The following is a 16,043-nucleotide window of genomic DNA, read 5'->3' on the forward strand; positions in this document are numbered from 1 at the left end:
GCGTCAGGCGTCCATGGACTCAGCGAGCGAACGGGGGCGCAGGTCCGTCCAGTTGGCCTCGACGAACTCCAGGCAGGCGTCCCGGGTGTTCTCCTCGAAGGCGATCGTCCACCCCCCGGGTACGTCCGCGAAGGACGGCCAGAGCGAGTGCTGGCCCTCGTCGTTCACGAGGACGAGGAAACGGCCGTCGGCGTCGTCGAAGGGGTTGGTGCTCATGTGCGGTGGCCTCCTGGAGAATTAGGTTAGGCTCGCCTAATCAAAAATGAGCTTAGCCTTCTCGGTTTCCGCTCCACAAGGAGACGTTCATGAGGTTGGTGGGGGAAGACGCCTTCGTCGCGTTCGGACTGTCCGGCGCACCCGGCACCGACGAGTTCTGGGCGACTGCGAGGACACCGGCGTCGATACCCGACGGCGACGGTTGGGTGACCCTGTTCCTGCGGCGCGGGTCCAAAGCGGCGAGCATCGGCTTCGAGAGCTGGTCGGAGCCGGCCCCCCTGCGCCGATGGGGCGACACGGACTGCTGGTACGCCGAGGTGCGCATGCCTGCGCGGCTGTGGGTGACCTACCAGTTCCTCGTGGGCGACGAGGCGTACGCCGACCCGTTCAACCCGGTCGGTGCGGGCGGTGACCGGTCCATCGCCGCGACCCCGGACGCCCCGGCCCAGCCGCACTGGCCCGTCGTCGGCGCGGCCGACGTCCTTCCCCTGCCGCGTACCCGGCTCCGCTGGAGCAGCGAACGGCTCGGCGGGCGGCGTACCGTCCGCGTCCATCCGGCGGGCGGCGGTGGACCGGTGGTCCTGCTGCTCGACGGGGACGACTGGCTGTACCTGCACCCGGCCATGACCGCGTTCGACTCGGCCGTCGCCAGTGGCGAGCTGCCCCCGGTCACCCTCGTCTTCCTTCCGGCCAAGGACAGGGCGGCCGAGTTCGCGTGCAGGCCCGAGCTGTGGGAGGCGGTCCGGGACGAACTGCTGCCGTTGGTGGCGGAGAGCGGCGTACCCGCCGACCGGGACCGGCTGGTGGTCGCCGGGCAGAGCCTCGGCGGGCTGAGCGCGATGTACGCGGCGCTGGAGTACCCGGAGTTGGTGTCTCGCGTCGCCTGCCAGTCCGGCTCGTTCTGGTGGACACCTGATTCCATGGATCTGGCGGATCCCTTGGGTGGCCCGGTCGGCGGCGCCATCGCCGCGCGGCTGCGGGAGCGCCCCGACCTGTCCGGGCTGCGGATCGCGTTCGACGTGGGGGAACACGAGAGGGGGATGCTGCCGCACTGCGAGCTGGTGGAGACCCTGGCCGAGCAGGCCGGTGCGACTGTTCGGGTCTCGCGGTCGGCATCGGACCACGACCGTGCGGGCTGGCGGCACGCGCTGCTCAGGGATGTCGCATGGGCGCTGGGCGCTCCGCGGGCAGGGCGGTGAATAGACCTGCAGGCCGGTGGGGGCTGGTCGCTCCCCCACTCTCGGCTTCGCTCGAGCGGGGGGGACCCCCATCGCGGCGGAGCCGCATATTGATACAGCCCCGCGCCCCTTTCGGGGCGCGTCACCGCGCCACCGCCAGGCAGTAGGCCTCGTCCTTGGCGAGGAGGTTCCTATGCGTGTCCTCTGCCGTGATGACGCCGTCGTCCAGGACGAGGACCCGGTCCGCGGCGTCCAGGAGGGCCGGGCTGCTGGTGATCACGATGGTGGTGCGGCCGCGGCGCAGCTTTGCGACGTTGCGCGCGATGAGCTGTTCGGTGACCGCGTCGACGGCTGTCGTCGGGTCGTGGAGGACGAGGACCTCGGTGTCGGCGGCCAAAGCGCGGGCCAGGGACAGCCGTTGGCGCTGTCCCCCGGAGAGGTTCGCGCCGCGGTCGCGGACGGCGTAGTCGAGCCCTTCGCGGTGCAGGGCGACGACGTCGGTCAGCATGGACGCCTCGACGGCCTCGGGGACCGTTCGGCTGGTGCCCGAGGGGTCGATGTTCGTGCGGAGGGTGCCCGCGAAGATCTCCCCGTCGTAGGGGTTCACCAGCATGTGTGCGCGGACCGCCTCGATCGACAGGTCCGCGAGCTCCTGCCCGCTGACCCGCACCACTCCCTCGTACGCGTCGGGCGGGACGTTCACAGCCAGGACGGACGCGAGGTCGGCCGCCGCGCGCGGCTGGTAGGGGGCGATCGCCACGAACTCGCCGGCGGTCACCTGGAACTTCAGATTCCGCAGGGTCCCGTAGCGGACGCAGTCGATCTCGAGGTCTCCGCCCGTGGCCGGGCGCTGAGGCCCTGGGGTCGTGACCGGCGGCGCGGTCAGCACCAGCGCCATCCGCTCGGCGGAAGCGCGCGCGATCATCACGTACTTGGGCATCTCGGAGAACAGCTTGAGCGGTTCCATGATGAACTGCGCCAGCCCCACGGCCATGACGAGTTCCCCGATGTTGATCCGGCCGTTGAACGCCAGCCAGCCGGCCGTCAGGGTCACGGCGGCGGCGAGGACCGCGTTGAGGGCCAGCGCGGTGCCCGCGTACGCGCCGTTCACCTTGGCGACGGTGATCGCCTGGAGCTTCGCCTCCGTACTGACCTTCCGGTAGGACCGGAACGCCGCGTGGTTGCCGCCGAAGCCGTGCAGCGGGCGCAGGCCGGTGATCAGGTCGGCGACCTTCGCGCCCGCCCGCGCCACCCGGGCCTGCTGTTCCTGGGTACTGGAGCCGATCCGCTGGGACAGCACGCTCAGGATCGACAGGATCGCGACGGTTCCCACGATCACCAGCAGACCGAGCCGGATGTCGGCCAGGCCCAGCGCGACCGCCGCGACCAGCACCGCGACCAGCGAGCTGATCAGCAGCGGCACCACCTCGATGATGTCGGCGGTCTGGTCGGCGTCCTCGGTGGCGATGGTCAGCACCTCGCCGGACTTCAGGTCGACGTCCCTGGCCACCGGTTGAAGGCCGCAGGCCGCGACCTTCACCCGCCAGCGGTGCGCCTCGGTCGTGTTGGCCTTCTGCAGGATGCGCATCCCGAACCGCCACGACAGCGACACCGTCGTGATGATCACGGCCAGCGCGCCGATCGACAGGCCGAGCGCGCCGAGGCTCCGGTCCCGCATCGTGTGCTCGACGATCAGGCCGAGTGCGATGGGGAAGGCGGTCTCCCCCGCCTGGTACAGGCCCATGAGGAGGGTGCCCCAGGCCATGGCGCCGATGTTGCGGCGCAGTGCGGTCCGGAGGATGTCGGACCCCGGGCGGGGCCGCTGCGTGTCAGGAGTGGTCATCGAGGTGGCGGGCAATCGCTTCCGGGGTGCGCAGGGTGAACAGATCGCGGATCGTGATCACAGGACCGTACTCCCGGCGGAGCAGCCCGATCAGCCGCACCGCCAGCATGGAGTGACCTCCGAGGGACACGAAGTCGCTCACCGCGCTCACCTCGTCGTCGTCCAGGTCCAGTGCCTCGGCGAAGAACTCGCAGACCGTGGTCTCGGTCTCGGTTTCCGGGCCGCGCTCCCCCGCCGTGGTCAGCGCGCCGAGCGGCTTGGCCTCCGGCAGCGCCTTGGTGTCAGCCTTCCCGTTCACCGTCAGCGGGATGCTGTCGACCTGGGCGTAGTGCGTCGGGCGCAGGAAGTCCGGCAGCCCGGCGCCCACCTCGGCGGCGATCGCCGCCAGGTCGGAGCCGTCGAGGACGAGATAGGCGGCCAGCCGGTACGCGCCGTCGACCTGCGGGTCGGGCTGGGCGACCGCGGCGACGAACCGCACCGCGGGGTGCGCCGCGAACACGGCCTCGACCTCGCCGAGTTCGACCCGGTGCCCCCGGATCTTGACCTGCTGGTCGGTGCGGCCCAGGTACATCAGGTTCCCGTCGGACCGGCGGACCACCAGGTCCCCGGTGCGGTACATGCGCTCGCCGGGTTCGCCGAACGGGCAGGCGACGAAGCGGTGCGCGGTCTGGGCGGGCTGCCCGAGATAGCCGCGCGCGATGCCGATGCCGGACACGTACAGCTCGCCGGGAACGCCGTCCGGCAGCGGCCGCAGCCATGGGTCCAGCACGTACACGTCCGTGTTGTCGATCGCGACTCCCACCACCGGGTCCTGGCACTCGAAGGTGCCGACGCCGAGGGTGTTGATGGTGTACTCGGTGGGTCCGTACAGGTTGTAGCCGACCGTCCCCTCGGTCTCCGCGAGCCGCTGCCACAGCGTCGGGGTGACGGCCTCGCCGCCCAGCAGCACCAGCGCCGGCCGTCGTGCCGGATTGTCGAGCAGCCCCTCGGCCACCAGCTGCTGCGCGTAGGTCGGGGTCACGTTGATGACGTCGATGCCGTGCTCGAGGCAGTACTCGACCAACCGGGGCGCGTCACGGCGCAACTCCTCGTCACAGATGTGCACTTCATGACCGTCGGCGAGCCACAGCAACTCCTCCCACGACATGTCGAACGCGAACGACACAGTGTGCGCGATCCGGAAGACCCGGTGGCCGTGCTCCGCCAGCACCGGCTCGAATATCCGGCGCTGGTGGTTGATCAGCATGTTGGTGAGCCCGGCGTACTCGGTCACCACGCCCTTGGGCTTCCCGGTCGAGCCGGAGGTGTAGATCGTGTACGCGGGGTGCCGCAGTCGGCCCGGGTCGTCCGGCGCGAACGTCAGATACGGCTCGGCGGCGGGCAGGGGGCGGTCCAGCTCGATCAGGTCGCCGGTCAGCGGGGTCAGCCGGGGCGACACGGCGCTCACGGTGAGGATCACGTCCGGGCGGGCGTCCGCGACGATCGCGGCGATCCGCTCGTCCGGGTGGTCCAGCTCCAGCGGTACGTACGCGGCGCCGACGCGCAGCACGGCGAACAGCGCCACGATCGAGTCGAGGGAACGCGGGATCGCGAGACCCACGGTCCTCTCGGGGCCGATACCGCGCCCGGCGAGCACACCCGCCACCGCGCGGCTGCGGTCCCGGAGTTGGGCGAAGGTCATGGTCGAGCCGTGCGCGACGAGCGCCACCCGCTCCGGATCACGGTCCGCCGCCTGGTCGAACCGGTCAACGACGGTGTCCGTGCCGACGTCCGTGCGTTCGGCGGGTTCAGGCTCCGGCCCCAGACCCGGCAGCGCGCCGACCGGTCCGGTCGACCGGGCCAGGTCCTCGAGGACGCGCAGATAGTCGTCGAGGAGACGACGGGCGTTCTCGGTGTCCTCGTCGCGGTACTCCAGCTTGACCGTGAGCCGGTCGCCGGGCGTGACGACCCACGTGAACGGGTAGTGCGTGGAGTCATCGGCCTTCACCGAGGTGATGCCGTGCCGGGCGTTCATCTCGGCGAACGCGTCCATGTCCAGGAAGTTCTGGAGCACGAACAGGTTGTCGAACAGGGTGTCGTGCCCACTGGCCCGCTGGATCTCGCCGAGGCCGAGGTGCTCGTGCTCCATCGCCTCGACCCTGGCCGCCTGCACGGCCGACAGGTACGCGCGGACCGTGTCGTCCGGCCGGGCCCGCGTCCACATCGGCACGGTGTTGAGCAGCACACCGACGATGCCGTCCAGGCCTTCGCCCTCCCGGCCCGAGACGGTCACGCCGAACACGGCGTCACTGCGGCCCGTGCGGGCGCCGAGGAGGAGGCCGAACGCGCCGGTCAGCACCGAGTTCAGCGTGACGCCGTGCGCCCTGGCCGCTTCCCGCAGCAGGTCCGACTGTTCGGCGGACAGCGTGTGCACGAGTGCGCGCGGCAGGTCGTCCGAGAGGGACGGCGCCGGTCCGGCGAGCAGCGTCGGGCCGGGGAGGCCGGCCAGGTGATCCGCCCAGAAGCGTTCCGCTACGGCGGGGTCCTTGGCGTCGAGCGCCCGGGCGTGGTCCTCGAAGCCCGGCGTGGCCGGGGTCGTGTCCCACGGCTCGCCCGCTACGACGGCCTGATAGGCGTCGAACAGGTCCCGCAGCACGATCTCGCGGGACCAGCCGTCCCACAGCAGCAGGTGGTAGCTCAGCAGCAGACCGTCGCGGTCGTCGGGCAGCCGCACCACGGTCAGCCGGATCAGCGGCGGCTCACCGGGGTCGAATCCCGTGTCGCGGTCCCGGACGCGCAGGGCTTCGACTTCCGCGTCCGTCGCCAACTCGACGGTACGGGCGGCGACTTGCCGCCCCGCGCTGAGGATCTGGACCGGATTTCCGTCGTCGTCGGTCGTGAAGCCGGCGCCCACGACCGGGTGCCGCGCGATCACGTACGCCATCGCCTCGGCCAGCGCGTCGGTGTCCAGGCGCCGGTCGAAGGTGAACCAGCTCTGTGCGACGTAGGGTCCGGCCGTGCCGGCCATCTGGGCCTGGAAGTACAGGCCGCGTTGGAGCGGGGTGACCGGTGCGGTGCGCTCGGCTGTCGCGGAGGCGTCCGCGATGCGTTCCAGTGCGCTCCGCCAGTGTTCGGTGAGCTCGTCGGGGATGCCCTCGGCGAGGGTGAAGGCCGCGTGCAGGCTGCCGGTGGCCTCGTCGAGCCACGCGTTGACCTCGACGGCGTACGGGCTGCCCTGGTCGCCGCCGGTGATGTGCAGGGCCTGGGACTCGCTGCCCCGGCCGAGGTAGTTGAACAGCACCTGCGGGCGGGCGTTCAGCAGGGGGGCCGTCTGTGGGTTGAGGTACCTGAGCCGGCCGTAGGCGACGTGCGCGCGCTCGTCCGGCTGGCGTTCGGTGACCTCGCGCGCCGCGGCGACGGGGTCGGTGTGCGCGGTGAGCCGTACGGGCGCGATGGAGGTGAACCAGCCGACCGTGCGGGTGTAGTCGTGGTGTTCGAGGACCGGGACCCGGCCGTGCCGCTCCAGCTCGATCGCGAGATCGGTGGGCGACGGCTGGATGTGGGTCAGCGCGGTGCGCAGCGCACCGCACAGCAACTCGGTGAGACCGACGCCGAGTGCGGCGGGCGCGGTACGCGTCACGCGGTGGCTCACTTCGGGCGCGAGCACGACCGTGGTCTCCCGCAGCCGCTCGACCGTGGGCAGCAGCGTGGGTGCCTGGAGCGTGGTGACCCAGTGCCCGAGGTCGTCGACGGCGTGGGCGGACCGGAGCGTCAGTGCTTCGGCGTACTCGGCGTACGACGTGGTCGGCGGCGCCAGGGTCTCTCCGCGCAGGGCAGTGGCCAGGTCGTCCAGCAGGATCAGCCAGGACACCGAGTCGACGGCGAGGTGGTGCACCGTGACGACCAGGGTCCGGCTCGCCTCCAGCCATGAGAACGCGATGACGTCCCCGGACTCGGGGTCGAGCCGTCCGGCGGCTTCGTTCGCCGCCGTGGTGGCATCGGTCGTGTCCGGTCGTACGACGGTGACCTGGCGGGCGGGTTCGGTGCGCAGTGCCCACACCCCGTGCTCGACGCGCAGCCGCAGCCGGAGGGCCGGGTGTGCGGCCACGACGGCGTTCGCGGCACGCTCGGCGTCGGCGAGCCCGGCGCCCTCGGGCGCCACCAGCGTCCTGGCCTGGGCGAACCGGGCGAGTGATCCGCCCAGTTCGCGCTGGCGCAGGATGATCGGCGTCGGCGTCAGCGGGCCGTCCTCGCGGCGGGCAGGGGCCGCGGGCGGTGTGCTCGTCCCGAGGGTCCCCAGGTGCTCGGCGAGCGCACGCGGCGTCCTGAGCAGGAACACGTCCCGGGGCGCGATCGGCAGGCCGAGCGCCCTGGCCCGGTTGATCACGGTGATGGCGAGGATGCTGTCGCCTCCGGCGCGGAAGAAGTCGGTGTCGGGGGCCACATCGTTGCCGGGCAACGTTTCGCCGAAGATGTCGACGAGTGTGGCGAGCGCGGAAGGAAGTGCCACGACAGCAGCGTCTTCGCCTGCGGGTGCGTCGTGGCTTGTCGCGTCCCCCGGCGGAGCCGCATATCGATACAGCCCCGCGCCCCTTTGGGGCGCGGCTGCGCGCTCGGCCAGGGCCTTCCGGTCCAGCTTGCCGTTGACCGTCAGCGGCAGCGCGTCGACCGGCAGCACCCGGCCCGGCACCATGTGCACGGGCAGCTTCGTGGACAGCTGCTCGGTGACGTCACGGGGCACCCGGCCCACGACGTGCGCGACCAGGTGGTCGCCGCTGTCCGCCACGGTGACGGCCACATCGACCACGCCGTCGAGTTCCCTGATCGCGGACTCCACCTCGCCGAGCTCGATGCGGAATCCCTTGAGCTGCACCTGGTCGTCGGCACGGCCGACGAACTCCAGCTCGCCGTCGAGCGTGCGGCGGGCGAGGTCGCCCGTGTGGTACATGCGGGAGCCGTCGCCCGCGAACGGGTTCGCCACGAACCGTCCCGCGGTGAGCCCGGGCCTGCCCAGGTAGCCGAGCGACACCTGGTCGCCGGCGACGTAGATGGCGCCCACCCGGCCCGGCGGCACCGGCCGGAGCCGGTCGTCGAGCAGGTAGGTGACCAGGCCGGGTATCGGACCGCCGATCGGGCTGACGTCGTCGCCGGAGGCGAAGTCCTCGTCGGTCAGCACCCGGTGGGTGACATGGACGGTGGTCTCGGTGATGCCGTACATGTTGACCAGCTCGGGCGAACCGGTGCCGTACCGCTCGACCCAGCCGCGCAGCCGCCCCAGATCCAGCGCCTCGCCGCCGAAGATGATCCGGCGCAGTGCGGTGACCGGCTCACCGGCATGCCGGTCGGCCTCGATGAACTGGTAGAACGCCGACGGGGTCTGGTTGAGCACGGTCACTGAGCGCTCGCGGACCAGCCGGTGGAAGTCGACCGGGGAACGGGTCAGCCCGTACTCCGGCACCAGCAGCTCACCGCCGTACGCCAGCGCGCCCCACAGCTCCCAGACCGCGAAGTCGAAGGAGAAGGAGTGGAACTGGACCCACACGTCGTGCGGGCCGAAGTCCATGTCGGACCGGGTGTTCGCGAGCAGCGTCACCACGCTGGAGTGCGGGACGACGACACCCTTGGGCCGGCCGGTCGATCCGGACGTGTAGATCACGTACGCGGGGTCGTGCCAGCTGACCTCGGGCTCGGTGGTGTCCCCCACCGGCAGTTCGTCTCCCTGCACGAGCACGCGGGCCGACACGCCCGCCCGGGCCAGCAGTTCCGTGAAGCGGTCCCGCTGCTCACGCTCCACCAGAACGACCTGCGGAGCGGCGTCGGCGAGGATGTACTCCAGCCGTTCGTCCGGGTAGGCCAGGTCCAGCGGCACGTACGCGCCGCCCGCGCTGACGATCGCGACCAGGGCGACCACCTGCTCGACGGAGCGCGGGACGGCGACGGCGACCCGCTTGCCGGGCCCGACACCGGCCGCGCGCAGGGCCGAGGCCAACTCCTTCTTCGCGTCTGCCAGTTCGCCGTAGGTCAGGGACCGGGTCCCGCCGTCGAGACCGCACTGTGTGACGGCGGTGGCGGCCGGGTCGCGGTGCGCGGCGGCGTCGAACAGTCCGCCCAAGGTCGTCGGGAGGATCCGCGCGGGTCGCCCGGCGTTCCCGGGCCCCAGGTCGTCGACCTGGACGTCCGGCCGGGTGAGCAGGCCGGTGAGGGTCGAGGTGAACGTACGCAGGATCTCCCGGACGCTTGTCTCCCCCAACAGCTCACCGTCGTAGATCAGGTTGAAGCGCGGACGACCGTCGACCGCCCGCTCCACCACCAGCGTCAACGGGTAGTGCGGAGCGCCCTCGTTCACGATGTCGGTGATGACCAGCTCATCGCCGGACCCCCGCAGACCGTCCACATCGGTCGCGACGTCAAACACCACCAGGGTGTCGAACAGGGGGCCACCGGCGCCGGCCTGGCGGCCGATCCTGGCCAGCGAGACATGCTGGTGCGACAGTACCGCGCTCTGGTGCTCCCGTACCGAGGCAAGCAGGTCACTGGAAGTGGTCGTACCGGTCCAACGAGCTCGTACGGGGATCGTGTTGATGAACAGACCCACCATGTCCTCGATACCGGGCACCTCCGCGTCGCGCCCGGACACCGTGGAGCCGAACACCACGTCCCTGCTGTGCAGGATGCCGCCCAGCGTCACCGCCCAGGCGCTGTGCACGGCCACGCTCAGCGGCACGCCGGCCGACCGGGCGGCCGCGTCGATGTCGTCCGCCGGCTCCACGGCGGTGTCGGCGAACCGGTCGGACGGGGTGTGTCCCTCGGCGACCAGCGAAGGGCCCGGCAGGTCAGCGAGTTGCTCGCGCCACACCCGGGCGCTCTCGTCCTCGTCGCGGCCGGCCAGCCAGCGTACGTAGTCGGGGAAGCCGCCGACGGGGTAGATGCTCCCCGGCGCGTGGTACTCGGCCAGCAGCGCGTGGAGCATCGGTGGCACCGACCAGCCGTCGGCGATGATGTGGTGCACGGTCTGCACCAGGACGTTCCGGCCGGAGCCTGCGCGAAGGAGCGTGTACCGCATCAGCGGGCCGGTGGCCAGGTCGAACCCGGCGCGGCGGTCCCGCTCGGCGTAGTCGCGTATCTCGTCGTCGGTGATGCCGGGGCGGTCCAGCGTGGTGAACGGCGCCTCCACACCGTTCTCCAGTACGGAGACCACACGGCCGTCGGCGAGGGCCACGAACCGCGCGGCCAGGTTCGGGTACAGCGTGAGCAACCGGGTGGCCGCCGCCGCGAGCCGGTCGGGGTCCACCTCTCCGTCCAGCGTCAGCAGTTGCTGCTCGACGTAGGCGCCCGCCGAGTCGTCGTCGAAGACGGAGTGGAAGTACAGGCCCTCCTGCAGCGGGGTCAGCGGCAGGATGTCCCGAAGCCGGGGGCCGTCCAGGGCGTCGACATCGGCCTGAGTGAGCGGCACCAGGCCGAAGTCGCTGGGAGAGTGGCCGCCTTGGTCGAGCGCGGCAAGCCCGGCCAGAGCCACCCGGAAGTACTCGCCGAGGGTCGCGATGTCCTCGTCGGTGAACATCCCGTCGGGCCAGGAGATGGTGGTGACCAGCTCGTACTCGCCACTCGCCGCGGGTTCGGCGATCGCGTTGAACTCCAGGGGACGCGGCAGGCGCATCCTCGGGTCGCGCTTCTCGCCCAACTGACCTGTGGTACCCGCAAGTTGCCAGTCCCCGGAGGCGCCCGCATCGAAGCGGCCGAGGTAGTTGAACAGCACCTGCGGTGCGGGCGCGTCGAACTCGGTGTGGGTCAGGTACCGCAGGGCACCGTAGGAGACGCCGTTGTCCGGAACTCGGGCGAGGTCCTCCTTGACCGCCTTGAGCGCGGCGGCCAGATACTCGGGAGCCGTGAAGTCGGCCGCTGCGCCGGGGTCCACGGTCACCGGGAACAAGGTGGTGAACCAGCCCACGGTCCGCGACAGTTCCGGCTCGAAGCCGGCGGTGCCCGCCACGAACCGTCCTTCGCGGCCGTGGCCCTCGAGTTCGATGTGCGCGAACGTCTGGTCCTGCCCGAGGTCACGGCGCCATCGGGCGAGGGTGACGGCGAGCGCGGTGAGCAGGACGTCGTTGACGCCCGCGTGGAACTTCGCGGGGATCTCACCCAGCAGCGCGGCCGTGACCTCGGGACCGACCGAGACGGTCCGCAGCCGCTCCCGCGCGACGGTGTCGGCTTCGGACAGCGCGCGCCTGCCCACCGGCCCGTCCGCTCCCGGCAGGGGACGCCAGTAGTAGGCGCTGTCCGCGTCGAACGCCGCACGTTCCAGCAGCTGCGTCCAGCGCCGGAACGACGTGCCCACCAGGGGCAGCTCGATCGGCGCGCCTGAGGCGAACTGCCGCCATGCCGTGGCCAGGTCCTCCATCAGGACCCGCCAGGACACACCGTCGATCACCACGTGATGGGCGGCCAGGACCAGCTGCCGTGCCTCACGGCGCCATACGGCCCGCAGCATCACGCCGCCCGCCGGGTCCAGCCCTTCGGTGGCGAGCGCGACGCACTCCTCGACCGGGCCGTCGCTCTCCTGCCACCCCGCGACGGCCTGGTCCGCCTCCGGGATGTCGAAGCTCCAGTGGTCACCGCGCACCAGCGTGGCGCGCAGCATGTCGTGCCGCCGGACCACGGCGGCGAGAATCGCGTCGAGCGCGTCGGTGGTCAGGTCCGCCGGGGTGTTCAGCACCACCGACTGCACGAAGCCGTCGATCGCGTCCGTGGTCTCGCCGAGCCACTGCACGATGGGCGAGCCCACGACGGAACCGGTCGCAACATCGCCGTGGTCCACGGTGGAGACGTCCTCACGGCTCGCCACCGCCGCCAGCGCCCCCACGGTGCTGTGGGCGAAGACCTGCCGTGCCGTGACGTAGAGGCCGGCGTCGCGCAGCGCGCTCAGCAGCGAGATCGCCAGAATGCTGTCTCCGCCGAGCTGGAAGAAGTCCTGGTCGACGCCGACCTCTTCGAGCCGCAGCACGGACGCGACCGCCGCGCACACCGCGCGCTCGTTCTCGGTGGTGGGCCGGACGAGCGAGCCCGTCCCGACGGCAGGCTCGGGCAGCGCGTTCCGGTCGAGCTTGCCGTTCGCGGTGAGCGGGAACTCCGTCATCACGACGATGTGGGCGGGCACCATGTACTCGACCATGTGCTCGGCGGCCCACGTCCTGACCTCGTCCGCCCGCAGGTCCTCGCTGCCTGCGGCCGGGATCACGTATCCCACGAGGTAGGTGCCCCCGGCCGCGTTCTTCTTCGCGACGACGCAGGTGTGGCGTACCCCGGGGTGCTCCGCGAGACCGACCTCGACGTCCTCGATCTCCAGCCGCATACCGCGGATCTTGATCTGGTTGTCGGCCCGGCCGAGGAAGTCCAGCGACCCGTCCGGATCGAACCGGGCGAGGTCACCGGTCCGGTACAGCCGGGAACCGTCGTTCGCGAAGGGGTTCGCGACGAAGCGGGACGCCGTCAGGCCGGGCGCACCCACGTACCCCCGCCCCAGGAGGAAGCCGCCCACGTACAGCTCGCCGCCGACCCCGACGGGGACCGGGCGCAGCTCGTCGTCGAGCACGTACAGCTGGGTGTTGGGATTGGCCTTGCCGATCGATGTCGACAGGCGTTCCGCCGCCCCCCGGTAGATGACGTGCGAGACGCCGATCGTCGTCTCGGCCGGGCCGTAGCCGTGGTACATGGGGATGTCGAGCTTGGTGCGGAACCGCTCGTACAGCTCGGGGGTCAGCACCTCGCCGCCGCACCACACGTGCCGCAGGCTGCCCAGCCGTCCGGAGTCGCCCGCGATCTCCAGCAGCACGTCCAGCATGGACGACACCAGGTACGTGAAGGTGACGCGCTGTTCGGCGATCACGCTGAGCAGGTGGTGCGGGTCGCGTTCGCCGCCGGGCCGCAGGACCACCAGCCGGGCGCCGGACACCAGCGGCAGGAAGATCTCGTTGATGGAGATGTCGAAGGACAGCGGCGCCTTGAACAGCGACGCGTCGTGGTGACCGAAGCCCAGGATCTCGCCCACCTGCCACAGCAGGCGCTCGCTGATCGCCTCGTGCCGGATCATCGCGCCCTTGGGCCGCCCGGTCGAACCGGATGTGAAGATCACGTAGGCCAGGGCGTCGCCGAGGACGGTGGCCTCGGTCCCCTCGGTCGGGTAGGAGCCGAACCGCCAGTCGCCCAGGTCGACGGCCACGGCTTCCGGTTCAGCCGGGTCGTGCTCGCCCGAGGCGTTGAGCTGCACCACGACCCGGGCGTCCTCGATGACGACGGCTCGGCGCGCGGCGGGCCACTGCGGATCGAGCGGCACGAACGCGCACCCCGCCTGGAGCACGGCGAGCAGCCCGATCACCATGTCGGCGGAGCGGCTCAGTGAGATACCGACGACCTGTTCGGCGGTGAGCCCGCGTTCGAGCAGATGGTGGGCCAACTGGCTGGAGAGTTCGGCCGCCTGACGATAGGTCAGTGTCCGGTGCTCGTCGACGACGGCGACGGCGTCCGGCCTGGTCCGCGCCTGCTCGCGGAACATCTCCACAATGGTCGGGCGGACCCGGTCGGCCCGGGTGTCGTTCCACTCGGCCAGGGCCTCGAGCCTCGCCGCCACCCCGGACGGGCCGATGGTGCCGATGGGCCGGTCCGGGAAGTCGGAAAGGTCGTCCAGCGCGAGCTGCGCCTCGGCAGCCACCACACCTTCCGGGACGGTGATGCTCCGGCCGTTAGCGCCGACCTCCCAACCGCCGAGCCCGGCACCGCCGTTGTCGACCCACGCGAGGACGTCGGCGAACAGCGTGCCGGGGGTGAGGTCGATGCCGTCGGGACTCCGGCCCGTCGCCCAGTACGACAGCCCGACGGCGCATGCTTCGGTGATGGTCCGGTCGGAGAAGTCGCCGGTCCGCCGGCGTACGTCGGCCAGGCGCGCGGGAGTAAGCCGTACGAGACGAGTGCTCGGTTCCATCATCGAAGCCTCAGCATCCCTTCCAAGGAATGAAAGTAAGCTCTCACCTGAATTAGGGTTACCTAACTGCCTTCTCGCCAGGCCCGCCACAGTCGCGCATACCGGCCGCCCAGAGCCACCAACTCCTCGTGCGTTCCCTGCTCCACGACGCGCCCCGCGTCCAGCACGGCGATCCGGTCCGCCGCCATCGCCTGGGTCAGCCGGTGCGCCACGAACAACGTGGTCCGGCCCTGGCACGCGGCCAGCACGGCCCGCTCCAGCTCGGCGGCGCCCTCGCTGCCCGCCTCCGCCGTCGACTCGTCGAGCACCACCACCGGCGAACGACCCAACACCAGCCTGGCCAGGGCGATCTGGGCGACCTTGGTGACGTCCAGGCGCTCACCGCCCTCGCCGACCAGGGTGTTCAGCCCCTCGGGCAGCGCGTCGACCCACTCGTCGGCGCCGACCGTGCGCAGCGCACCCATCAGCTCGGCGTCGGTCGCTTCCGGCGCGGCCAGCCGCAGGTCGTCGGCGAGCGGACCGGAGAACACATGCGTCTCCTGCGTCAGGATGCTCACCAAGGCCCGCGCCCCGGCCTCGTCCAGACCGGCGAGGTCGGTCGACCCGACACGCACCGATCCGGCCTGCGGGGTTCCGATGCCCGCGATCAGCGCGGCCAGGGTCGTCTTGCCCGCGCCCGTCGCCCCCACCAGGGCGAGCGAACCACCGGCCGGGATCGTCAGGTCGACGTCCTTCAGGACCGGCTCGTCGGTGCCGGGGTAACGGAACGTCAGCCCCTCCACCGTCACCGGGAACGGCCCTGCGTGCGCCGACGCGACGGACGCGTCGCCCACCAGCCGGTCCTCCGCGTCCTCCCCCAGGACCCCGACCAGCCGGGTCAGGCTCGCGCCCGACTTCTGCGCCTCGTCGAAGGTGAACATGATGAGGCCCAGCGGGGTGAACAGCCGGTGGAACAGCAGCGGGGCCGCCGACACCTCGCCCAGGCTGGCGGCATCGGCCTCCAACAGGGCGTACCCCACCACGAGGATGAGGACCAGCCCGATGAACTCGGCGCGGTTCTCCCTGCCGACGAACCGGCCGAAGAACCGGAACACCTCGATACCGAGGTTGCGCACCCGCCACGACTCAGCCGTGACCTTCTCGCGGAAGGCCTCCTCGAGGCGGTACGCCCGGACCGTGTCGATCCCGTCCAGACCGCTGATCAACGCCTGCGCACGGTCGGCCTGGGCCAGCCGCTGCTTCCGGTAGAGCGGGGCGGACCGGGGGAGATACCAGCGCAGGGCCAGCGCGTACGCGGGCAGCGCGGCGGCGCCCGCCAGGCCGAGCCGCCAGTCCAGTCCGAACATGCCGACCGTGGCGATGGCAACCAGCACTCCCGCCGAGAACACCGTGGGAACGGCCGTGCGGATGCCCTTGGAGATGACGGCCACATCGTCACCGACCCGGGAGAGCACGTCTCCGCGGCCGACCTGCTCGATCCGTGCGCTCGGCATCCCCAGCACCGCCCGGACGGCGCCTTCACGCAGCCGCGCGAGCAGATCCGCGCCCAGCCGCCCGATCAGGTACGTCGACACCGCGGTGGCCGCCGCGCCGAGCAGCGCGGCGGCCGCCATCAGGGCCCCGATCGTGACCAGGACCGACTGCGATGCGCCCTCGACCACCCCGTCGACCACTCGGCCGAGCAGGAGCACCGGGAGCACCTGGAGCGCCGCCCCGGCCACCGTGGTGAGCACGGTGGCGACCGTCAGCCAGGGCACTTCGCGGCAGTGTGCCGCGGCCCATCGGGTGGCCTCGCGTCCGGTCGCCGTGCGCAGGGTCGCCGGGGCGACGCGTGTGACGGTGGTGCTCACAC

Annotated in this window: 5 protein-coding genes; 1 reads left to right on the forward strand and 4 read right to left on the reverse strand. The window is 71.5% G+C overall.

Going from position 1 to position 16,043, the window contains the following annotated elements; all coding sequences use genetic code 11:
* Positions 1 to 3: 3 nt before the first annotated feature.
* Entirely contained in the window at positions 4 to 216 is a 213-nt protein-coding gene (locus StrepF001_RS30800; RefSeq protein ID WP_129801476.1) for an MbtH family protein, read from the reverse strand.
* An 89-nt stretch (positions 217 to 305) separates the two neighbouring features.
* Between StrepF001_RS30800 and StrepF001_RS30805 the strand changes: the two genes are divergently transcribed.
* Positions 306 to 1,415, forward strand: a complete 1,110-nt coding sequence (locus StrepF001_RS30805; RefSeq protein ID WP_129801477.1) for an alpha/beta hydrolase-fold protein — start codon at positions 306 to 308, stop codon at positions 1,413 to 1,415.
* Positions 1,416 to 1,536: 121 nt separating this feature from the next.
* Here StrepF001_RS30805 and StrepF001_RS30810 read toward each other — a convergent pair whose 3' ends face one another.
* The 3 genes from StrepF001_RS30810 to StrepF001_RS30820 are packed head-to-tail and all read right to left on the reverse strand — an operon-like array spanning position 1,537 to position 16,041.
* Complete coding sequence (locus StrepF001_RS30810; protein WP_129801478.1) at positions 1,537 to 3,237, reverse strand: ABC transporter ATP-binding protein; 1,701 nt, start codon at positions 3,235 to 3,237, stop codon at positions 1,537 to 1,539.
* Positions 3,224 to 14,194 carry a non-ribosomal peptide synthetase gene (locus tag StrepF001_RS30815; protein ID WP_129801479.1) on the reverse strand — a complete coding sequence of 3,657 codons (10,971 nt, stop codon included), beginning with the start codon at positions 14,192 to 14,194 and terminating at the stop codon, positions 3,224 to 3,226. The genes StrepF001_RS30810 and StrepF001_RS30815 overlap by 14 nt, the downstream gene beginning before the upstream one ends.
* A 59-nt stretch (positions 14,195 to 14,253) precedes the next feature.
* A complete protein-coding gene (locus StrepF001_RS30820) occupies positions 14,254 to 16,041 on the reverse strand; it encodes an ABC transporter ATP-binding protein (RefSeq protein ID WP_129801480.1) in 1,788 nt (595 codons plus the stop codon).
* Positions 16,042 to 16,043: the final 2 nt, after the last annotated feature.

Origin of the sequence: Streptomyces sp. F001, from assembly GCF_004187715.1 — a bacterium.
In the GTDB taxonomy this organism is placed as follows: Bacteria; Actinomycetota; Actinomycetes; order Streptomycetales; family Streptomycetaceae; genus Streptomyces; species Streptomyces flavusporus.